The sequence below is a fragment of the Pseudomonas sp. Tul2A7 genome (assembly GCF_054790505.1).
Genome location: NZ_CP186499.1, coordinates 6,486,629 through 6,511,455, shown reverse-complemented (window position 1 = coordinate 6,511,455; position 24,827 = coordinate 6,486,629). Strand labels below are relative to the sequence as shown.

The 24,827-nt window shown below is 62.5% G+C and carries 3 protein-coding genes (1 of these 3 cut by a window edge); all 3 read left to right on the top strand.

Features of this window, described 5'->3' with window-relative positions:
• Tightly spaced (each overlapping or abutting the next), the 3 genes in view from ACOYXJ_RS28940 to ACOYXJ_RS28930 form a layout consistent with a single transcriptional unit that may run on beyond the window.
• A protein-coding gene (locus ACOYXJ_RS28940) for a non-ribosomal peptide synthetase (RefSeq protein ID WP_460367153.1) crosses the window boundary here: on the top strand, positions 1-8,062 show its 3' portion. It extends 4,259 nt beyond the left edge of the window; 8,062 of the gene's 12,321 nt are visible here — the last part of the coding sequence; its start codon lies beyond the left edge, outside the window; it ends in the stop codon at positions 8,060-8,062.
• Positions 8,062-21,588 (top strand): non-ribosomal peptide synthase/polyketide synthase, encoded by a 13,527-nt coding sequence (locus ACOYXJ_RS28935; RefSeq protein ID WP_460367151.1) that lies wholly within the window; start codon positions 8,062-8,064, stop codon positions 21,586-21,588. Before ACOYXJ_RS28940 ends, ACOYXJ_RS28935 begins: the two co-directional genes overlap by 1 nt.
• Positions 21,585-24,827, top strand: a complete 3,243-nt coding sequence (locus tag ACOYXJ_RS28930) for a non-ribosomal peptide synthetase (RefSeq protein WP_460367149.1) — start codon at positions 21,585-21,587, stop codon at positions 24,825-24,827. Before ACOYXJ_RS28935 ends, ACOYXJ_RS28930 begins: the two co-directional genes overlap by 4 nt.

Genomic DNA, 24,827 nt, shown 5'->3' with positions numbered 1-24,827 from the left:
TCTGGCTGCGCCATCGGTGCGCGCCGAACTGGCAACGTTGGCGCCGCCACGGATTACCTTCAACTACCTCGGTCAGTTCGATCGTCAGTTCGACGAAGCGGCGCTGTTCGTACCTTCTGCCGAAACCAGCGGTGTCGCGCAGGATCCGGCCGCGCCTCTGGCCAACTGGCTGACCGTGGAAGGTCAGGTGTATGGCGGCGAGTTGTCGATGAGCTGGGGTTTCAGCCGCGAAATGTTCGACGGTGCGACCGTGCAGAAACTGGTGGATCAGTACGCCATCGAATTGCACGCGCTGATCGAGCATTGCTGCACGCTGCAAGCCGCACAGGCGACGCCATCGGACTTCCCACTGGCCCGCGTGACGCAAGCGCAACTGGATACGCTGCCGGTGCCGGCAGGTCAGCTCGACGATGTTTATCCTCTGTCGCCGATGCAGCAGGGCTTGCTGTTCCATACCCTCTACGAACAAGCGGCGGGTGAGTACATCAACCAGTTGCGCGTCGATGTGCAGGGTATCGACCCTGAGCGGTTCCGCGCCGCGTGGCAGGCCACCGTCGATGCACAGGAAATTCTGCGCAGCGGTTTCGTCTGGCAGGGCGAGTTGGCGCAGCCGCTGCAGATCGTTCACAAGCAGGTGCAGTTGCCGTTCCGCACGCTGGACTGGCGCGACCGCGACGATCAGCCCGCAGCGCTCGCGGCGTTGGCCGATGCCGAACGTCAGCAAGGCTTCGATCTGAGCTGTGCGCCACTGCTGCGACTGGTTCTAGTGCAGACCGGTGCCGAGCAATGGCATTTGATTTACACCCATCACCACATCCTGATGGACGGCTGGAGCAACTCGCAGTTGCTCGGCGAAGTCTTGCAGCGCTATAGCGGGCGCACGCCGGCGAGTGGCGGCGGGCGCTATCGTGATTACATTGCCTGGCTGCAACGCCAGGATGGCCAACTGAGTGAGGATTTCTGGAACGGTCAATTGGCCGCCCTGCAAGAGCCGACGCGACTGGCGCGCGCAGCCACCGGCGGCGAGAACCTCAGCGGTCACGGCGATTACTACCTGACCCTGGACGCGCAGCGCACGCAAGCGCTGGAGGCCTTCGCCCGCCAGCAAAAAGTCACCGTCAACACCTTGGTGCAAGCGGCGTGGCTGCTGTTGCTGCAACGCTATACCGGTCACGAAGCCGTGGCGTTCGGTGCGACCGTGGCTGGGCGTCCGGCGGATCTGCCGGGCATCGAGCAACAGGTCGGCCTGTTCATCAACACCTTGCCGGTGATCGGCGCGCCGCGTCCGGATCAAAGCGTTGGCAGCTGGTTGCAAGCGGTACAGGCGCAAAACCTCAGCTTGCGTGACTTCGAACACACGCCGCTGGCAGACATCCAGCGTTGGGCCGGGCAGGGCGGTGAAGCGCTGTTCGACAACATTCTGGTGTTCGAAAACTACCCGATTGCCCAGGCGCTGAGTCAGGCCGGGCAAGGGCTGACATTCGGTGAGGTCGGCAACCTCGAACAGACCCATTACGCGCTGAGTGTGGCGGTCACGCTTGGCCAGCAACTGGCGTTGCACTACAGCTTTGATCGCGGCCAGTTTGCCGACGATGTCATCGCCGACATCAGTGCGCACCTGCTGCAATTGCTTGAGCAGTTCACCGTGTCGGCCGAGCGCAATCTCGGTGAAATCGCTCTGGCAGATGCTCAAGAGCAGGCGCGCCAGCAAGGCGAAAACCAGCCGCAGCCGTACCCGGTGGACATCGGCGTGCATCAGCGCATTGCCGCGCTGGCCGCGGAAAATCCGCAGCGCACGGCGGTGATCTTCAACGGTCAGCGTTTCAGCTACGGTGAGATCGATCAGCGCGCCAATCAACTGGCGCACGCGCTGATCGCCCGTGGCGTCGGTGCGGAAACCCGCGTTGGCGTAGCGCTGCCGCGCAGTGAGTCGGTGATCGTCGCGCTGCTGGCGGTGCTCAAGGCGGGCGGCGCTTATGTGCCGCTGGACACCAGCTACCCGAGCGAACGTCTGGCCTATCTGATCGAAGATTCCGGGCTGGCGTTGTTGATCAGCGACTCGTCGGTGTCGGCGCAATTGCCGGTCGATGAATCGGTGCCGCTGCTGGAACTGGATCGTCTCGAGTTGCGCGAGTTGCCGATCAAGGCGCCGCACGTGCAACTCGATCCGCACAACCTCGCCTACGTGATCTACACCTCCGGTTCCACCGGCAATCCGAAAGGCGTCAGCGTCGCCCACGGCCCGCTGGCCATGCACTGCCAGGCCATCGGTCAACGTTATGAAATGCGTGACAGCGACTGTGAATTCCACTTCATGTCGTTCGCTTTCGACGGTGCCCACGAACGCTGGCTGACCAGCCTGACCCACGGCGCGTCGCTGTTGATTCGCGACGACAGCTTGTGGACGCCGGAGCAGACCTACAACGCGATGATCGAACACGGCGTGACCGTGGTCGCGTTCCCGCCGGTGTACTTGCAACAACTGGCCGAACACGCCGAGCGCGTCGGCAATCCGCCGAAGGTGCGTATCTATTGCTTCGGCGGTGATGCGGTGCCCAACGCCAGTTTCGAGCGGGTCAAACGCGCGCTCGATCCGGACTACATCATCAACGGTTACGGCCCGACCGAAACCGTGGTCACGCCGCTGATCTGGAAGGCCAGTCGCGAGGTGCCATGCGGCGCTGCGTATGCGCCAATCGGCAGCCGCATCGGTGACCGCAGCGCCTACGTGCTCGACGCCGATCTGAACCTGCTGCCGCAAGGCATGGCCGGTGAGTTGTACCTTGGAGGTACAGGGCTGGCGCGGGGTTATCTGAACCGTCCGGGGCTGACCGCCGAGCGCTTTGTGGCTGACCCGTTCAGCACCACCGGCGGTTTGCTTTATCGCACTGGCGACCTGGTGCGTCAGCGTGTCGATGGCACGTTCGACTATCTGGATCGCATCGACAATCAGGTGAAAATTCGCGGTTTCCGTATCGAGTTGGGCGAAGTCGAAGCGGCACTGCAAGCGCTCGACGGCGTGCGTGAAGCGGTGGTCGTGGCGCAGGAAGGCAGCGCCGGCAGTGGCAAGCGTCTGGTGGCGTATGTGGTGGGCGATGCAAGCCGTGCCGACTTCACCGACGATCTGCGTGCGCAACTGAAAGCCACGTTGCCGGCGCACATGGTGCCGGCGTACGTCTTGCGTCTGGAGCGCATGCCGCTGACGCCGAACGGCAAACTCGATCGCAAGAACCTGCCGAAACCGGACGTCAGCCAACTGCAACAAACCTACGTCGCACCGCAAACCGCGCTGGAACAGCAACTGGCTGCGATATGGCAGGACGTGCTCAAGCTTGAACAAGTCGGCAGCAGCGACAACTTCTTCGAACTGGGCGGCGATTCGATCATCTCGATTCAAGTGGTCAGCCGTGCGCGGCAGGCCGGGATTCGCTTTACACCGAAAGACCTGTTCCAGCACCAGACTATTGCCGCGTTGGCAGCAGTGGCGCAGACCGGTGAAGCGCTGCAACTGATCGATCAGCAACCGGTCACCGGCAGCACAGCACTGCTGCCAATTCATCAGGAGTTCTTCGCGCAGGCGATTCCCGATCGTCATCACTGGAACCAGTCAGTGATGCTCAAACCCAATCAACCCCTGAATGCTCACGTGCTCGAGCAGGCGCTGGATGCCTTGGTGCTGCATCACGACAGCTTGCGTCTGGATTTTGCCGAGCAGGCTGAGCGTTGGGTCGCGCAATACCGCGATGCTGCAACGCAAGCGGGCGAGACCATCCTCTGGCAAGTCGAGGTGGCAGACCTTACGGCGCTGGAGGCTCTGGGTGAAAAGGCCCAGCGCAGCCTGCAATTGAGCGGCGGCTCGCTGATTCGCGCGGTGTTGGCGAACCTGGCTGACGGCACGCAACGGCTGTTGCTGATCGTCCATCACCTGGTGGTCGACGGCGTGTCGTGGCGGATCCTGTTCGAAGACCTGCAAAACGCTTATCGGCAGATCCTCGCGGGTAATCCCGTGCAATTGCCGGCCAAGACCAGCGCAGTCAAAGTCTGGGCGGCAGCGTTGCAGGACTACGCGGCAACCCCTGCGTTGCAGACTGAATTGAGCTTCTGGCAGCAACAGTTGCAGGGCGCTTCGGCTGCTTTGCCTTACGACCATCCACACGGCGGGCAGCAACACGATCAGGCGCTGACGATCCGCAGCAAACTGGACAAAGCCCTGACCCGTCAACTCTTGCAGGATGCGCCACAGGCCTATCGCACGCAGGTCAACGATCTGCTGCTGACGGCATTGGCGCGAGTGATGGTGCGCTGGACCGGTGCTGACAACGCGTTGGTCTTGCTTGAGGGCCACGGTCGCGAAGACCTCTTCGACAGCATTGACCTGACCCGCACCGTTGGCTGGTTCACCAGTGTGTTCCCGGCGCGACTGTCGCCGGTGGCTGAACTCGGCGCATCGCTCAAGCAAGTCAAGGAGCAACTGCGGGCGATTCCGCACAAGGGCATCGGCTTCGGTGCTCTGGCACATCTGGGCGATGAGCAGTCTCGCAAGGCATTGCAAGGCTTGCCGGCACCGCGCCTGACGTTCAACTATCTGGGCCAGTTCGACGGCAGCTTCGATGCGGCCGACCAAGCCTTGTTCGCACCGACCAGCGAAGCCGGCGGTGCCGAAGTCAATATGCAAGGGCCACTGGGCAATCCGCTGGCGCTGAACGGCAAAGTCTTCGGCGGAGAACTGGACCTGAGCTGGACCTACAGCGGCGCCATGTTCGACGCGGCGACCATTCAGCGTCTAGCCGATGACTACGTGCAGGAGCTGACCGCGCTGATCGGCCATTGCTGCGACACCGGCAACCGTGGCGTGACGCCGTCGGACTTCCCGCTGGCGCACCTGTCGCAAGCACAACTGGATGCGCTGGTGCTGGAGCCGCAAGGCATCGATGACATCTATCCGCTGTCGCCGATGCAGCAGGGCATGCTGTTCCACACTTTGCTCGAACATGGCAATGGCGACTACATCAACCAGATGCGCCTCGACGTCGATGGTGTCGATCCGCAGCGTTTCCGCGCGGCCTGGCAAGCGGTGGTGGATGCCCACGACATTCTGCGCAGCGGGTTCTTCTGGCAGGGCGACTTGCCGCAACCGGTGCAAGTGGTGCAGCGCCAGGTCGAGGTGCCGTTCAGCGTGCTCGACTGGAACGGCAAGGCTAATCTGGATTCGGCGTTGCAAACCCTGGCTGATGAGGAGCGCGCACTGGGCCTGGATCTGAACAGTGCGCCGTTGTTGCGCCTGGTGCTGGTGCGCACCGCGACTGATCGTCATCACCTGATCTACACCAACCACCACATCCTGATGGATGGCTGGAGCAGCGCGCAGTTGCTCGGCGAAGTGTTGCAGCATTATCGCGGCGAAGCGGTGCCGCGTCCGGCGGGTCGCTATCGCGATTACATCGGTTGGCTGCAACGTCAGGATGCAACGGCGGCTGAAGCCTACTGGCTGGCGACGCTGGGCAATCTGCAAGAGCCGACGCGTCTGGCCAATGCCATTGCACGGCCAGTCGACGCTTTGCCGAGTGTCGGTTATGGCGACCATTACCAAGTGCTGGACGCCGACCTGAGCGTGCGTCTGGGTGAATTTGCCCGCGCTTCGAAAGTCACCGTCAACACGCTGGTGCAAGCCGCTTGGCTGTTGCTGTTGCAGCGTTACACCGGCAAGGACTGTGTGGCGTTCGGCGCGACCGTGGCCGGGCGTCCGGCGGATCTGCCGGGAGCCGAAGAACAGATCGGTCTGTTCATCAACACCTTGCCAGTGGTGGCCGCGCCGCAAGCGCAGCAGAGTCTGGCCAGTTGGCTGCAAGCCGTGCAGGCGCAGAACCTCGCTTCACGCGAGTTCGAACACACGCCGCTGGCGGATATTCAGCGCTGGGCCGGGCAGGGCGGTGACGCGTTGTTCGACAGCCTGATGGTGTTCGAGAACTACCCGATTGGCGAAGCGCTGGAGCGCGGTGCGCCGCAGGGGTTGCGTTTCGGTGCGGTGGTCAATCAGGAGCAGACCAACTATCCGTTGACCCTGCTGGTGAGCATGGGCGCGCAACTGTCGGTGCATTTCAGCTATCAGCGCGACAGCTTCGCCCCGGCCAGCGTGGCGCAGTTGGGTGCGCATTTGCACCGCTTGCTCAGCCAGATGACCGGCGCGGGCGAAGGCTTGCTCAGCGAGTTGAACCTGATCGACAACGGCCCAAGTGTCGACACTGATTTCGTCACCGAGCTGTGCATTCATCAAGGCATTGCCCGCCAAGTGGCAGCAACTCCGGATGCGCTGGCGGTGACCTTCGCCGATACGCGACTGACCTACGCCGAACTGGACGCGCAGGCCAATCGTCTGGCGCACAAGCTGATCGAGCTCGGTGTCGGTCCTGAAGTGCGCGTGGGTGTGGCGATACCGCGTTCCGAGCAGTTGCTGATTGCCTTGCTGGCGGTGCTCAAATCCGGTGGCGCGTATGTGCCGCTGGACCCGGATTACCCGGCTGATCGCGTTGCCTACATGCTCGAAGACAGCCGTGCGCGGGTGCTGCTCACTGAGCAGGCCGTTGCCGCAACCCTGAGCGTGCCGGGCGATACGCAAGTGCTGCTGATGGATCAGGTGTCATTGAGCGGATATTCAATGGTTGCACCTCAAACCACGGTGCAGCCGGACAACCTCGCCTATGTGATCTATACATCGGGTTCCACCGGCAAACCGAAAGGCGTGGCGATTGCCCATCGCAACGTCATGGCGCTGATCGACTGGTCGGCCAAGGTCTACAGCCGCGACGACATCCAAGGCGTGCTGGCGTCGACTTCGGTGTGCTTCGACCTGTCGGTGTGGGAGCTGTTTGTCACATTGGCCAACGGCGGTTCGCTGATCATTGCGCGTAACGCTTTGGAGCTGCCGAGCCTGCCGGCGCGTGATCAGGTACGCCTGATCAACACCGTGCCGTCGGCCATCGCTGCACTGCAACGCGCCGGGCAGATTCCTGCGAGCGTGCGCATCATCAATCTGGCTGGCGAACCGCTCAAGCAAGGCCTGGTCGACGCGCTGTATCAACAGTCGACGGTCGAGCACGTCTATGACCTTTACGGCCCGTCGGAAGACACCACCTATTCGACCTGGACCCGCCGCGCCGCCGGTGGCCAACCGCGCATCGGTCGTGCCCTCGATCACAGCGTCAGCCATTTGCTCGACGCCGATCTGCAAGCGGTGCCGCAAGGGGTTTCCGCCGAGCTGTACCTGTCCGGCGCCGGCATCACCCGTGGTTATCTGGGGCGTGCGGCGATGACCGCCGAGCGCTTCGTGCCAAACCCGTTCGTCGGCAATGGCGAGCGCATGTACCGCACCGGCGACCTGATTCGTGAACGCGAAGAGGGCGCGCTGGAGTACATGGGCCGGATCGACCATCAGGTGAAAATTCGTGGATTCCGCATCGAACTGGGCGAGATCGAGGCGCGATTGCTCGCTCAACCGGCGGTCACCGAAGCGGCGGTGCTGGCCGTTGAAGGCGAGGGCGGTGCGCAACTGGTGGCCTATGTGGTCGCCCCGCAGCTGGATCTGTACGACGGCGAAGCGCAGCGGCAACTGCGCGACGGACTAAAGACTGGCCTTAAGTCTTCGTTACCTGACTACATGATTCCCGCGCACCTGCTGTTCCTTGAGCAGTTGCCACTGACGCCCAACGGCAAACTCGACCGCAAGGCCCTGCCAGCGGTGGATGCCAGCCAGATGCAGGCCGCGTATGTCGCGCCGCAGAGTGAGCTTGAGCAGCAGGTCGCGGCGATCTGGCAGCAAGTGCTCGAGGTTGAACGCATTGGTCTGAACGATCACTTCTTCGAACTGGGCGGGCACTCGCTGCTGGCGGTCAACGTGGTGTCGCGCATGGCCCTCGAACTGGGCCTGACGCTGACCCCGCAACTGTTATTCCAGCACCCCGTCCTGAGTGACTTTGTCGCTCGACTCGATACAGGAGGCGGGGCAATCAACGAACAGAAACTGAGCAAGCTGGAAGCCCTGCTTGACGATATGGAGGAAGTCTGATGGACAAGAGTGTTGCTTTGAGGGTAGCCAAGCGCTTTATCACTCTGCCGCTGGACAAACGTAAGCTGTACCTGGAAAAGATGCTCGAAGAGGGCGTCTCTCCGGCCAACCTGCCGATCCCGGAAACACGTTCCGGGTTTGCAGCGATTCCTCTGTCGTACGCTCAGGAACGTCAACTGTTCCTCTGGCAAATGGACCCGCACAGCACCGCGTATCACATTCCCAGCGCCTTGCGCCTCAAGGGGCAACTGGATGTGGCGGCGCTGGAGCGCAGCTTCAATGCCGTGGCCGCGCGCCACGAAAGTTTGCGCACCACGTTTGCCGAGCACGGTGAAACCTTCTGCCAGGTGATTCACCCGCAGTTGCCGCTGAGCATCACCTTGACACCGTTGCCGGCCGGCCTCGACGCCGCTGGCGAAGAGGCGGCGATCAAGGCGTTCGTCGAAAGCGAAACCGCGCGCCCGTTCAATCTGCAACAGGGCCCGCTGCTGCGCGTGGCACTGCTGCAAGTGGCGCCAGACGATCATGTGCTGGTGTTGATCCAGCACCACATCATCTCTGATGGCTGGTCGATCAAAGTGCTGGTCAACGAGCTGATCCAGCATTACGCCGCCGACACCGCCGGGCAGCCACTGGCATTGCCGGAACTGGAGGTGCAATACGCCGACTACGCGATCTGGCAGCGTCACTGGCTGGAAGCGGGTGAGCGCGAGCGGCAACTGGCTTACTGGATCAAGACGCTGGACGGCGAGCAGCCAGTACTGGAGTTGCCGATCGATTTTCCGCGTCCGGCGGTGCAAAGCCTGCGCGGTGCACGTCTGCAACTGGACCTGCCAGCCGCCCTCGGCGATGCGCTCAAGCAACTGGCCCAGCGCGAAGGCGCCAGCCTGTTCATGGTGTTGCTGGCGTCGTTCCAGGCCTTGCTGCATCGCTACAGCGGTCAGGCGCAGATTCGCGTCGGCGTGCCGACCGCCAACCGCAATCGGGTCGAAACTGAAGGCCTGATCGGCTTCTTCGTCAACACCCAGGTACTCAATGCCGAGGTCAACGGCCAGTTGCCGTTCAACCAACTGCTGGCCCAGGTCAAGCAAGCGGCGATGGCCGCGCAGGCGCATCAGGATCTGCCGTTCGAGCAGTTGATCGAAGCACTGCAACCGGAACGCAGCCTGAGCCACAGCCCGGTGTTCCAGGTGATGTTCAACCACCAGACCAGCCGTGATCAGGGGCGTGGCGCGGTGCAACTGCCGCAGCTGAGCGTCGAGGATGTGCAGTGGGAAGGGCGCACCGCGCAGTTCGACCTGACCCTCAATACCTATGAATCGAATGACGGTTTCGCCGCCGAACTGACCTACGCCAGCGATCTGTTCAAGCCGCAAACGGTCGAGCGTCTGGCGCGTCACTGGCAGAACCTGTTGCAGGGCATCATTGCCGCGCCAACCCAGCGTGTCGGCGAACTGCCGCTGCTGGACAGCGCTGAACACGGGGTGTTGTTGCAGGACTGGTTGCGCGTGGCGGATCACAGTGCGCAGGCCGAGTGCGTGCAGCTGGACTTTGCCTTGCAGGCGCAGCGCAACCCGCAGGCGACGGCGCTGATCATCGGCGACGACGTACTGACGTTTGGCGAACTGGATGCCCGGGCCAACCAACTGGCGCACAAACTGATCGAGGCCGGCGTCGGCCCCGATCAATTGGTCGGCATCGCGGTGGAGCGCAGCGTTGAGATGATCGTCGGCCTGTTGGCGATCCTCAAGGCCGGCGGCGCCTATGTGCCGCTGGACCCAGCCTATCCAGAAGATCGTCTGGCCTACATGATCGAGGACAGCGGCCTGCAATTGCTGCTGACCCAAATGCATTTGCAAGCGCAGTTGCCGATCCCGGCGGGTGTGCACACCCTGTTGCTTGATCAGTCAGGTGACTGGCTAGCGACTTATCCACACACCGCGCCGGACGTTGCCGTCAACGGTGAGCATCTGGCGTACACGATCTACACATCCGGCTCTACCGGCAAACCGAAAGGCGTGATGGTGCGCCACGCGGCGCTGCGCAACTTTGTCGCGAGCATGATCAAGCAGCCGGGAATTGCCGCTGCTGATCGCATGCTGTCGCTGACCACGTTCTCGTTCGATATTTTTGGCCTGGAAATCTATGGCCCATTGCTCGCCGGCGCCTGTGTGGTGCTGACCGGCAAGGATGTGCATCAGGATCCGCAAGCGGTGCTCGAACTGATCGAGCGTCATGCCGTCAGCGTGCTGCAAGCCACGCCATCGACCTGGCGCATGCTGCTCGACAACGAACACGCAGCAATTCTCAAGGGCCGCACGTTCCTCTGTGGCGGTGAAGCGCTGCCGCAGGAGCTGGCCAATCGCATGCTGGCGCTGACGCCGAGCGTATGGAACCTCTATGGCCCGACCGAAACCACGATCTGGTCGGCGCAACATGCACTGAACGCGGACCACAGCCGTCCGTTCCTTGGCACGCCGATCGACAACACCGCGCTGTACATTCTCGGCAGCGACCTTGAGCTCAATCCGCTCGGCGCACCCGGTGAATTGCTGATCGGCGGTGACGGTCTGGCCCGTGGTTACTTCCAGCGTCCGAGCCTGACCGCTGAACGTTTTGTGCCGGATCCGTTCTCGGCAAACGGTGCGCGTCTGTACCGCACGGGCGACCTGACCCGTTATCGCGCAGAAGGCGTGATCGAGTACATCGGGCGCATCGACCATCAAGTGAAAATCCGTGGTTTCCGTATCGAACTCGGCGAGATCGAAGCGCGTTTGCTTGCATTGGGCTGCGTGCGAGAAACCGTGGTGGTCGCTCAGGACGGCCCGACCGGTCCGCAACTGGTCGGCTATGTGGTGCCGTCCGCCAGTGCTGTTGACGAAGTCGAACTGCGCGCTGAATTGAAAGCCAGTCTGAAGGCTGAGCTGCCGGAATACATGGTGCCGGCGCACCTGTTGTTCCTCGCGCAATTGCCGCTGACCCCGAATGGCAAAGTCGACCGCAAGGCCTTGCCGGCACCTGACGCCAGCCAGTTGCAGTCAACCTACATCGCGCCGCAAACCCCGACTCAACACGCCGTCGCCGAGATATGGCAAGCGGTGCTCAAGCTTGAGCGTGTCGGCCTGAGTGACAACTTCTTCGACCTTGGCGGCCACTCCTTGCTGGTGACCCAAGTAGTCTCGAGAGTGCGTCAGGCGCTGAACGTTCAGGTGCCGCTGCGCACGCTGTTCGAGCACAGCACGCTGGAAGATTTCGTTGCTGCTTTGGGTGTCGATCAGGCCACTCAGGAACCGGCGATTGTCGCGCTGCCGCGTACGCAACCGATGGCGCTTTCCTATGCGCAGGAGCGTCAGTGGTTCCTCTGGCAACTGGAACCGACCAGCAGCGCTTATCACGTTCCGGCCGCACTGCGTCTGCGCGGCGAACTGGATCTGGCGGCGTTGCAGCAAAGCTTCAATGCGCTGATCGCGCGCCACGAATCCCTGCGCACCTGCTTTGTCGAAGAGCAGGGCCAGACCCTGCAAGTGATCCAGGCCCAAGGCACGCTGGATCTGCAAGTGCAGGACGTGGCGGGGCTCGACGACGCGGCGCTGCAAGCGCTGGTCGCCGCAGAAACCCTGCACCTGTTCAACCTGCAGCAAGGCCCGTTGCTGCGAGTGAAGCTGCTGCGTCTGGCCGCCGATGATCACGCGCTGGTCATCACCTTGCACCACATCGTCTCCGATGGCTGGTCGATGAACATCATGGTCGATGAGCTCGTGGCGTTGTATGCCGCGTACAGTCAGGGTCAGACCGCACATTTGCCAACGCTGCCGGTGCAATACGCCGACTACGCCGTGTGGCAGAAACAGTGGATGGACGCCGGCGAGCGCGAGCGTCAATTGAGCTACTGGACCGCGCAACTCGGCGATGGCGATCAACCGTTGCTGGAGCTGCCGACCGACCGTCCGCGTCCGCCCGAGCAAAGCTATCGCGGCGCCCGTCGCGACATCCCGCTGAGCCGCGAACTGGCTACAGCGCTCAAGCAAGTCGCGCAACGTGAAAACGTCACCCTGTTCGCGCTGCTGCTAGCCTCGTTCCAGACCTTGCTGCACCGCTACAGCGGTCAGGCCGACATCCGTGTCGGCGTGCCGGTGGCTAACCGTAACCGGGTCGAGACCGAGGGCCTGATCGGCTTCTTCGTCAACACTCAGGTACTCAAGGCTGAGTTCGACAGCCAACAGACCTTCCGCGGCCTGTTGCAGCAAGTGAAGAACACCGTGCTCGGCGCTCAGGCGCATCAGGATCTGCCGTTCGAGCAACTGGTCGATGCGCTGCAACCGGAACGCAGCCTCAGCCACAGCCCGCTGTTCCAGGTGATGCACAACCACCAGAGCCAGGCGCGTCAGGCACAGGGCGCGACACGCCTGCCGCAACTGCACATCGAAGTCTTGCCTTGGGCGTCGAATACCGCGCAGTTCGACCTGACCCTGAACACCTTCGAATCGACCGACAACGTCTGGGCCGAGCTGACCTACGCCACTGACCTGTTCGACGTCGAGACCATCGAGCGCCTGTCGCAACACTGGACGAATCTGCTGCACGGCATCGTCGCCGACAGCGGCCAGCGCATTGCCGAACTGCCGCTGCACGACGCCGCCGAACGCGCGGCGACGCTGCTGCAATGGAACCCGGCCGTGGCCGATTTCCCTAACGAGCAGTGCCTGCATCACTTGATCGAAGCCCAGGCCGCCCGCGCACCGCAAGCCGTTGCCGTGACGTATGCCGAGCAATCCTTGAGCTACGGTGAACTCAACAGCCGTGCCAACCAGTTGGCCCACAAGCTGATCGCCAGCGGCGTCGGCCCGGACGTACGCGTCGGCCTCGCGGTAGAGCGCAGCCTCGACATGCTGGTCGGCCTGCTCGCCATTCTCAAGGCTGGCGGTGCTTACGTGCCGCTGGATCCGAGCTACCCGGAAGAACGCCTGAGCTACATGATTGGCGACAGCGGCATCGGCCTGCTGTTGACCCAGAGCCATTTGCTCGCACGTCTGCCAGTGCCGGACTCCGTACGCAGTCTGATGCTCGACCAGGATCGTGAAGATCTCGAAGGCTACAGTGACTGCAACCCGCACGTGCGCATGAGCGCCGACAACCTGGCGTACGTGATCTACACCTCGGGCTCGACCGGCCAGCCCAAGGGCACCTTGCTCGCCCATCGCAACGTGCTGCGCCTGTTCGAAGCCACTGCGGCGTGGTTCGATTTCGGCGCGCAGGATGTCTGGAGCCTGTTCCATTCCTACGCCTTCGACTTCTCCGTCTGGGAGATTTTCGGTGCGCTGCTGTACGGCGGCAAATTGGTGGTGGTGCCTTACGAGGTCAGCCGTGCGCCGGAAGATTTCTTCGCTTTACTGTGCCGCGAAGGCATCACCGTGCTCAACCAGACGCCCTCGGCGTTCAAGCAACTGATGCAAGTGGCCTGCGCCCCGGAACATGCCGCGCAACAGCTGGCGTTGCGTTATGTGGTGTTTGGCGGTGAAGCACTGGAAGTGAAGAGCCTGCGCCCGTGGTTCGAGCGTTTCGGCGATCAGGCACCACAACTGATCAACATGTACGGCATCACTGAAACCACCGTGCACGTGACTTACCGGCCGTTGTCGCTGGCCGATTTGCAGCGCGACGCGAGCAGCCCGATCGGCGAGCCGATTCCGGACCTGTCGTGGTATTTGCTCGACGGCGATCTCAACCCGGTGGCCAAGGGCTGCATCGGTGAGCTGTACGTCGGTCGCGCCGGTCTGGCTCGTGGATATCTGAACCGTGCCGACCTGACCACGCTGCGTTTCATTCCCGATCCGTTTGCCGCTGACGGCGGTCGTCTGTATCGCACCGGTGATCTGGCGCGCTATCGCGCCGACGGCGTGATCGAATACATCGGGCGGATCGACCATCAGGTGAAGATTCGCGGTTTCCGAATTGAGCTGGGCGAAATCGAAGCGCAACTGCTCGAACAGGCTGCCGTACGCCAAGCCGTGGTGCTGGCGCAACCGGGTCTCAGCGGTCAGCAACTGGTCGCCTGGCTGGTGCCGAGTGATGCCACGCTGCACGACGCCAGCCCAGCGGAACAGGCGCAGTGGCGTGACCGCGTGCGTGCCGAGCTCAAGGAAAACCTGCCGGATCACATGATCCCGGCGCACCTGTTGCTGCTCGCGCAATTGCCGCTGACCGCCAACGGCAAACTCAACCGCAGCGCGTTGCCGTCGCCGGATGCCAGTCAGGCTCAGCAGGCCTATCAGGCACCGCAAAGCGAGCTGGAACAGCGTTTGGCGGCAATCTGGCAAGACGTGCTGAAGCTGCCGCAAGTCGGCCTCAACGACAACTTCTTCGAACTGGGTGGCGACTCGATCATTTCGATTCAAGTGGTCAGCCGTGCACGGCAGGCCGGCATTCGCCTCAATCCCAAGGACTTGTTCCAGCACCAGACCATTCAGCGTCTGGCGCTGGTCGCGCAGTTGGGCGACGACGAAACGAGCATCGACCAACAAGCGGTGACCGGCGCGGCTTTGCTGCTGCCGATCCAGCAGCAGTTCTTCGACGACGAAATCCCTGAGCGTTATCACTGGAACCAGTCGGTGCTGCTCCAACCGCGCGAGCCGCTGGACGCGGAGAAAATCGAGCAAGTATTGCGCGCGCTGGTCGCGCATCACGATGCCTTGCGCCTGAGCTTCACTCAGCACGACGGCGTGTGGCAGGCCCAGCACCGCGCTGTTGAAGATCAGCCGCACAACCTGCTGTGGCAGGAAGACGTCGCCGATGCGGCTGCGCTGGAAGCCTTGGGCAACCGCGCGCAGCGCAGCCTCGATTTGCAGAACGGGCCGCTGTTGCGCGCCGCGCTGGCGAATCTGGCCGATGGCACGCAGCGCTTGCAGCTGGTGATCCATCACCTGGCTGTCGACGGTGTGTCGTGGCGGATTCTGCTGGAAGACCTGCAAAACGCTTATCAGCAATTGCTCGACGGTCAGCCACTGAAGCTGCCGGCGAAAACCAGCGCCTTCAAGGACTGGAGCGAGCACTTGCAGCGCTACGCCAACAGCGCAGCGTTGCAACAGGAACTGGCTTACTGGCAGGCGTGCCTGAGTGATGTCGGCAGCGATCTGCCGTGCAAGCGCATCGACGCCGGTCAGCAGAACAGACTGGCGCAGACGGTACAGACCAAACTGGGCGCGGAGCTGACCCGACAACTGTTGCAAGAAGCGCCGGCGGCGTATCGCACTCAGGTCAACGACCTGTTGCTGACCGCATTGGCGCGGGTGATCGGGCGCTGGAGCGGGCAGACGTCGACGCTGATTCAGCTCGAAGGCCATGGTCGTGAAGAGCTGTTCGACGGTGTCGATCTGACCCGCACCGTGGGCTGGTTCACCAGCCTGTTCCCGGTGCGTCTGACCCCCGCGGCTACGCCGGGCGAGTCGATCAAGCAGATCAAGGAACAACTGCGCTCGATCCCCAATAAGGGCATCGGTTTCGGCGCACTGCGTCACCTTGGCGATGCTCAGGCACAACAGAGCCTGCGCGCGTTGCCGACGCCGCGCATCACCTTCAACTACCTCGGCCAGTTCGACGGCAGTTTCGAGGGCGATGACGGCGCGCTGTTCGCTCCGGCGCCGGACAATGCCGGCCTCGATCAGAGCGCGGACGCGCCGCTGGGCAACTGGCTGACCCTCAATGGTCAGGTGTATGGCGGCGAATTGCGCGTGGGCTGGACCTTCAGCAGCGAGCGTTTCGACAACGCCGTGATCGAAGCACTGGCGGCGGATTACGCCGAAGAACTGGCCGCTTTGATCGAGCATTGCCTGACCCCGGGAGTCGAAGGCCTGACGCCGTCGGACTTCCCGCTGGCCGGCCTGACCCAGGCGCAGCTCGACGGCTTGCCAACCCGCCCACAGCAGATTGCAGACATTTATCCGTTGTCGCCGATGCAGCAGGGCATGTTGTTCCACACCCTCTACGCCCAACAGTCCGGTGATTACATCAACCAGATGTGTGTGGCCGTCGATGGCTTGCAGGTCGAGCGTTTCCGCGATGCCTGGCAAGCGGCGATGGACAGCCACGAAGTGCTGCGCAGCGGTTTTGTCTGGGAAGGCGATCTGCCCAACGCCCTGCAAGTGGTGCACAAAGGCTTGCAAGTGCCGTTCAGCGTGCTCGACTGGCGTGATCGCGGCGACCTGGCGCCAGCCCTGAAAGCCCTGGAGCTTGAGCAACGCCTGCAAGGTTTTGATTTGCACGCGGCGCCGTTGCTGCGCCTGGTCGTGGTGCAGGTGGCGGCTGAGCGCTTCCATCTGATTTACACCTCGCACCACATTCTGATGGACGGCTGGAGCAACTCGCAGTTGCTCGGCGATGTATTGCAGCGCTATCACGGCCACGCGCCGGCGATGGGGGCGGGGCGTTATCGCGATTACATCGAGTGGTTGGCGCAGCAGGATGCGCAAGTCACGGAAAACTTCTGGAAGGGCCAACTGGCCGACTTCGAGACACCGACGTATCTGGCCGATGCCGTGCCGCACCTCGTTGATGCAACCGCCACTGGTCAGGGTGAATACCTGCTGACCCTCGACACTCACGCGACCGCCGAACTCAACAGTTTTGCCCGGGCGCAAAAGGTCACGGTCAACACGCTGGTGCAAGCCGCGTGGCTGTTGCTGTTGCAACGCTATACCGGGCAGGACACTGTCACGTTCGGCGCCACGGTATCGGGGCGACCGGCGCAGTTGAATGGCGTCGAAGGCCAGATCGGGCTGTTCATCAACACCTTGCCGATCATTGCCAGCCCACGTGCCGAACAGTCGTTGCCGCAATGGCTGCAACAGGTGCAGGCACAGAACCTGTTGCTGCGCGAGCAAGAGCACACACCGCTGTTCGATATTCAGCGTTGGGCAGGGCAGAGCGGTGAGGCGTTGTTCGATAACATTCTGGTGTTCGAGAACTACCCGATTGCCGAAGCCTTGCAGCAAGCCGAATCGGCGGATCTGCGCTTTGGCGAGGTTGACCGGTATGAGCAGACCAACTATCCGCTGACGTTGATGGTCAACCTCGATCAGCAACTGACCGTGCATTTCAGCTATCAGCACACAAGCTTTGCCGCCAGTACCGTGATCAAACTGGCGACACAGTTGCAGCAACTGTTGAGCGGCATGCACGCCAGCGTCGATGCCTGCCTGGGCGAGTGGAACTTGCTGGAGGCAGGCGACGAGCAACGTATTCTGCGTGACTGGAATCCGCAGACAACCGCTGACCTTGAGCCGATTTGCATCCACCAGGCCATCGAGCGTCAGGTCGCTGCCCAGCCGGACGCGCGCGCCGTGACGTTCGGCCAGCAGTCCTTCACTTATGGCGATATCGATGCCCGGGCCAATCGCCTGGCGCACCGTTTGATCAGCACCGGCGTCGCCGCCGAAGTGCGCGTCGGTGTGGCGATGCAGCGCTCCGACAATCTGCTGGTGGCATTGCTCGCGGTCCTCAAGGCTGGTGGTACCTACGTGCCGCTGGATCCGGATTACCCGGCGGATCGGGTCGCCTACATGCTTGAAGACAGCCGCGCCCGCGTGCTGCTGACCGAGACCGATGTGGCGGCCACCCTGTCGCTCGCCAGCGACATGCAAGTGTTGCTGCTGGATCAACTGGATCTCTCGGCCTACAGCACGGTCGCGCCTGTCACCGACGTGAATGTGAACAATCTTGCTTACGTGATTTACACCTCTGGTTCCACCGGCAAGCCCAAAGGCGTATCGATCAGCCATGCCAACATCATGGCGCTCAGCGACTGGTCGAAGCACCTCTACAGCCGCGAGGACATTCAAGGTGTGCTCGCTTCGACGTCGGTGTGTTTCGACCTGTCGGTGTGGGAGCTGTTTGTCACCCTGGCCAATGGCGGTTCGTTGATCATTGCGCGCAACGCACTGGAGTTGCCGCACTTGCCGGCGCGCGATCAGGTGCGTCTGATCAATACCGTGCCGTCAGCAATCAATGCCTTGCAGGACTCTGGCGATATTCCTGCCAGCGTACGCATCATCAACCTGTGCGGCGAAGCGCTGAAGCAGAACCTGGTGGACACCCTGTATCAACAGGCGACCATCGCCGATATCTTCGACTTGTACGGCCCGTCGGAAGATACCGTTTACTCCACCTGGACCCGTCGAGAGGCAGGCGGCACGGCGAACATCGGTCGACCGATGATCCGCACCGCCAGTTATGTGCTGGGCGGCGATCTGCAACCGGCACCGCAGGGTGTGTCGGCGGAGTTGTACCTGGCCGGTGCCGGTCTGAGCCGTGGCTATCTGGGCCGGGCGGCGATGACCGCAGAGAAATTCGTGCCCAATCCGTTCGCCGGCAATGGCGAGCGTATGTACCGCACCGGCGACCTGACCCGTTATCTGGGCGACGGCACGTTGCAATACGTCGGGCGTATCGATCACCAGGTCAAGGTGCGCGGTTTCCGTATCGAGCTGGGCGAAATCGAAGCGCGTCTGTTGCAGATCGACAACGTCAGCCAGGCACTGGTGGTGGCGCAACCGATCGCCTCCAGCCATCAACTGGTGGCGTATGTGGTGGTCGATGACGCGACCGTGGCCAGCGCCGATGCGGCCGCGCAAGCGCTGCTGCGCGAAGCGCTGAAGACGCGACTCAAGGCGCACCTGCCGGACTACATGATTCCGGCGCACGTGCTGTTCCTCGCCAGCCTGCCGCTGACGCCGAACGGCAAGGTCGACCGCAAGGCCTTGCCGAGCGTCGACGCGTTTGTCGCGGCGGGTGACTTCGTTGCCCCGGTCGGTGAACTGGAACAGCAGATCGCAGCCATCTGGCAGAACGTCCTGGAACTCGATCAGGTCAGCCGCGAAGATCATTTCTTCGAACTGGGCGGGCACTCGCTGCTGGCCACTCAGGCCGTCTCGCGTTTGCGCCATTTGACCGGCGGCGCGTTGAGCCTGCGCGACCTGTTCAATTATCCGCGCCTCAAGGATCTGGCCACCTGGATGGCCGAGGAGCAGACACCGACCCTCGGCGGGACGGCCAGTCAGGCCGTTCCACTGAAGGCCTGGGGCGCCAAGTCGACGGCACCGCTGTCGTTGGTGCAACGTCGTTTGTGGGTCGCCGAACAATTGTCCGGCGGCAGCTCGGCCTACGGCATGCCGCTGGCCCTGCGCTTGCGCGGTGAGCTGTCGGTCGAGCGCTTCATGAGCAGTTTTGCCGAAGTGGTGCGCCGTCATGAAGTGTTGCGCACCGCGTACTCGCAGGATGACGAAGGTGATCCGATTGCGCTGATTGCCGAGCAGGTCGACGTCGACTTCCCGTTGCTCGATTTGTCCGGTCTGTCGCGCAGTGCCCAGGAAGAACAGGTCGCGCAGGCCGCGCTGGATAACGCACGGACACCGATCGATCTGGAGCAGGCGCCATTGTGGCGCGGGCGCATCCTGCATCTGTCACCGACCGAGCATGTGCTGCTGTTCTCCATGCATCACATCATTTCCGACGGTTGGTCGATGGGCGTATTGGTCAACGAACTGGTGCAGATCCATGAGTTGAGCAAGGCCGGTGACACCACGCCGTTGCCGGCGCTGGAAGTGCAATATTCCGACTTTGCCCTGTGGCAGCAGGAACTGGAACGCCAAGGCATTCTCGGCCAGCAGGCGGATTACTGGAGAGATGTACTAAGTGGCTACAGCGGGCAGCTCAACCTGCCGCTGGACACCCCGCGCGGGCCGGTGGCGTCGTACGACGGTGATGCTGTGCAGTTCCATCTGCCGAAGGATTTGAGCCAGGCCTTGCGCAAGGTTGCCAGTGATGCGGGCGTGACCCTTTACAGCACGCTGCTGGCGTCGTTCCAGGTGCTGTTGCATCAATTCAGCGGCGGCGACGATGTGTTGGTCGGCGCCGACGTCGCCGGGCGCGAGCAGGCGCAGCTGGAGCAACTGATCGGCTTCTTCGTCAACGTCTTGCCGTTGCGTTCACGCTTCTCGGCCGACACGGCGTTCTCGACTTTCCTGGCGGGCACTCAGGACACCTTGCTCGGCGCACTGGAGCATCAGGACCTGCCGCTGGACATGATCGTCGAATCCTGTGGCGTGCCGCGCCACAAGGGCATGAACCCGTTGGTGCAAGTGTTGTTCGTGATGAACAACCTGCCGGGCCGTACCCAATCCATGGGCGGTTTGAGCGTCGAGCCGCTGGCGGCGCTGCAGAGCCATTCTAAATTCGACATGGCATTGTTCGTTGACGAAGAAGAAGGGCAATTGCTGGGTAATTGGCAATTCGCCACAACCTTGTTCGGACACGAGCGCATTCAGTACCTGGTGCAGGCCTGGATAGCCCTGTTGGAACAGATCGTCGCTGATCAGGACATTCAATTGGGAGCTATCAGCATGCCAGTCGACAATTTAGCAGTGGCGGCCAAACCCGCTGCCCCCGGACCCAAGGCCGACAAACTGGGCAAGTTCCTCAAGCGTGGCGCCGCCCCGGTGGCCAAGGTTCGCCCGGCGCCGATCCGCGAATCGCTGATCGCTGCGCCGCAGCCGTTCCCGCTGTTGATGGAACCGAACGAGCCGCAGCTGGATTTGATCGAGTGGATCAAGCACAACCGGCCGCTGATCGAAGAAAAACTGGCGACCCACGCCGGCATTCTCTTCCGCGGTTTCGAGCTCGACGGCATTCAGGGTTTTGAAGCGTTCGCCGAAGCGATCCAGCCAGGCCTGTACGGTCAATACGGCGATCTGCCGAAGAAGGAGGGCGGCAAGAATACCTACCGCTCCACGCCGTACCCGGAACGCAAGATGATCCTGTTCCACAACGAGAGCTCGCACCAGGATCGCTGGCCGCGCAAGCAGATGTTCTATTGCGAGCAAGCAGCGCCGGTCGGCGGTGCAACGCCGGTAGTGGACTGCCGCTTGATGTACGAAAAACTGCCGGCAGAGCTGCGTGACAAGTTCGAGTCCAAAGGCTTGCTGTATGTGCGCACCTTCACCGACAACCTCGACGTGTCGTGGCAGCACTTCTTCAAGACCGAAGACCGTGCCGAAGTCGAAGCCCGCTGCCGCGCGGGCGGTATCGAGTGGCGCTGGCTCGACAACAACGAATTGCAAACCCGCACACCGGGGCCGGCGATCATTCGTCACCCGATCACCGGCGCCAAGTCATTTTTCAATCAGGTGCAGTTGCACCACATCTATTGGCTGGAGCCGGATGTGCGTGAAGACCTGCTATCGATGTTCGGCGCCGAGCGCATGCCGCGTCACGTGTATTACGGCGACGGCACACCGATCGAAGACGACGTGATGCAGCGCATTGGCGAGCTGTACGAAGAGTGCGCCGTGCGATTCGACTGGCAGAAAGGCGATGCCATTCTGCTCGACAACATGCTGGTGGCGCATGCCCGCGATCCGTTCGAGGGGCCGCGCAAGATTGTCGTCGCCATGGGTGACATGTACGACCACAGCAGCCTGGAGCGCCCGGCCAGCAACGCCCGGGCGGCATTGAATACCGAGGAAAGCGGCGCATGAGCGAAGTCATGAAGGACGAGCAGGATCCGGGTTTCGCCCTGACGCCTGAGCAACAGGCGCTGCTTGAGCGCCTGTCGAACACCGCCACCTGTGGCGAGGCCTTGCGCTGGCTCAGCGTTGTCATTGACGGAGATCTTGACCCGCAACGTTTGCAGGCCGCGTTCGATACCGTACTGGCACAACAGCCGATGCTGTTGGCGCGGCTGGACAAGGTCAGCGGTTTTCACGGTTTGCGTCAGGCTGCGGCCGACGCCGGACGCTTCCCGCTGACGATCCATGCCGGCGAGCAGCGCGCCGAGGACGTTCAGGCGCAAATCAGCGAATCGCTGGAGCGCGCCTTTGTCATCGGCGAATCAGCCAGTGTCCAGGCCGTGCTTTATCGCCTGGCGCCCCAGCAATGGCAGCTGCTGCTGGGCATTGCTCGCTACAGTGCCGACGCGCCATCGTTGAGCCTTGTGCTGCAACAAGTGCAGCAAGCGTACGCCGGGGTTCAGCCAACCGAAGACGAGGAGTCGGGGGAATTCGCCCAGTATCTGGAATGGCGCAGTGAGGTGGTGCTCGATGAAGACGCTGCCAGCGCGCGTACCTACTGGCAGCAGCACCTGCAAGGTGTGCAGACGGACATCGCAACGCCATGGCTGGCCGCTCGCAGCGCCAGCATTGAAACAAGTGCCGCCGATTCGCGCCTATCGCTGAATCTGCAGTCGGCGCAGCGTGATGCTCTGCAAGCGCTGGCCGAGCAGCTCGGTCAGCCAGTCGCCACGTTGCTGCAAGGCGCGTGGTGGGTGTTGCTGGGGCGTTTGAGCGGGCTCGATCACGCACTGGTCGGTCTGCGGCATGACAGCCGTGCCGACTATGAGTATTTCGCCAACGCCGTTGGCGTGTTCGAGAAAAGCTTGCCGCTCTCGCTGGATCTGCCTGGCAGCGCGCGCTTCAGTGACTGGCTGGGGCAACTGGCGGCGCGTGTCGAAGAACATCGCACCTGGCAGGAATACTGGACGCCGGAACTGGCGCTTGAAGCCGCGCGCCCGGCTTACGGCTTCAGCCTTGGCCAGATCGGCGTTGCCGCGAGCAGCGGCGGTCTGCGTTGGAGCGTGGCTGACGCCGTGCAGGTGCAGGCCGACGCTTTCGAGTTGTTGTTGCAAGTGCAACTGGACGAAAACCAGCGTCTTGCCGGTGTTGGTCTGCAGTACGCCGCTTCGCGCTATTCGCCAGCGGCAGCCAACGCCGTACTGGAACAGTTCGATGTGCTGTTGAGCGCGATTGTCGATGCGCCGCACACCGCACTGGCGCAACTCAACCTGCTCAGCCGCGCCGCCGAACAGCGCTTGCTGGCAATCAATCCGGCGATACAGGCGCTGGCTGATCAGCGTTATCTGCCTCAGCGCATCGCTGATCTGGCGCTGCGTACGCCGCACGCTATCGCCTTGACCGACGCTGAGCAGTCATTGAGCTACGGTCAGTTGCAGGCCCGCGTCGAAAGCGCCGCTCAGGGTTTGAACCATCAAGGTGTCAGCGCAGGCTCGATCATTGCGCTGGCGTTGCCACGCTCGGCGGATCTGGTGATCGCGATGTTGGCGAGCTGGCGCCTCGGGTGCGCGTATCTGCCGCTGGATGTGCAGTGGCCACAGGCGCGTCAGGCATTGATGCTGGAACAGGCCGGCGCCGCACTGTTGTTGACCGATACGGCGCACGTCACGGCTTGGCAGGATCAGCCGTACAAAGCTCACACGCTGGCAGAACTCGGCGCATCGGGCGCGCCGTTGCCCGCGCTTGCGACGCAAGGCACCGACATCGCTTATGTGCTGTTCACCTCCGGCTCTACCGGCATGCCTAAAGGTGTGGTGATCGAGCATCGGCAATTGCTCAATTACGTCGCTCAGGCCAGTCAGGCACTGGGTCTGGAACAGTGCAAAAACATCGGCTTCAGCTCCACTGTCGCGGCAGATCTGGGCAACACGGCGTTGTTCGGGGCGTTGTTCAACGGGGCGACCCTGCATGTTGCCAGCGATGCGCAGATGCAGGACGGCGCCTTGTTCGCCGAGTACCTGCAGCAGCATCAGGTCGACTGCCTGAAAATCGTCCCGTCGCACCTTGCGGCGCTGCTCGACAATGAGCAGGCAACCTTGCCGCACACGCTGGTGCTGGGCGGCGAACCGATTGCGCCGACGCTGATCGAGCGCATTGCGCGGCTGCGCAGTGATTGCCGGGTGTTCAACCACTATGGCCCGACCGAAGCCACCGTCGGCGTGATGATTCATCCACTGCCACTGCCACTGCCACTGGACGGCACGGCCAGCGATTGCTCGGCGCTGAGCCATGTGCTGGGCAACAATCAGGTGTATGTGCTGGACGCTGATTTGCGTTTGGCCCCCGTCGGTGTGCTGGGCGAGTTGTACCTGGGCGGTGCGCAATTGTGCCGTGGTTATTTGAATGCCGAGGCCGATGCTCAGACGTTCATCCAGAGTCCGTTCGATGCGGCGCAGCATTTGTATCGCACGGGTGATCTGGCGCGTTACCGCACGGACGGAGCGATCCAGTTGCACGGTCGGCGCGATCAGCAGGTCAAGGTGCGCGGGTTCCGTATCGAACTCGCGGAAATCGAAGCCGAGTTGCTGCGCCTGCCGGCGGTTGCCGAAGCGCTGGTGTTGCCTGCCGCGTCGACCGAGCAAGGTCTGCTGGCGTTTATCGTGCCGCAGCAGGGCGCCACAGCGAGTCTGCTCGACACCGCACGTGCCGAACTGAGTGCACGTCTGCCCGCCGTGATGGTGCCGCAGCATCTGCAACTGATCGAGCGTTTTCCACGGCTGGCCAACGGCAAGATCGATCGCAAGGCGCTGCAACAATTGGCCGCTACGGCAGCGGATGACGAAGGCGTTGCGCCGCGTGATGCACTGGAGCAATTGCTCGCCGTGCGCATGGCGCAACTGCTGGGGCTTGAACGCTTGAGCATCGAGCGCGACTTTTTCGCGGCCGGAGGCCATTCGCTGTTGGTGATCAAACTGGTCGCCGGTATTCGCAAGTTGCTGCAATGCGAAATTCATCCGGGACTGGTTTTCGATCATCCGACCGTGGCGTCGCTGGCGCTGGCGTTACGTGCGGTGGAAAGCAGCCCGGGGCAGTTGGAGAAAATGGCTCAGGTGCGCCTGCGCATGGAGGCGATGAGTCCTGAGGAAAAGGCCCGTCTGGCTGAGCAGGCGCGACAGTTGCAGGCCGCCAAGGCTGCGCAAACAAGCTGA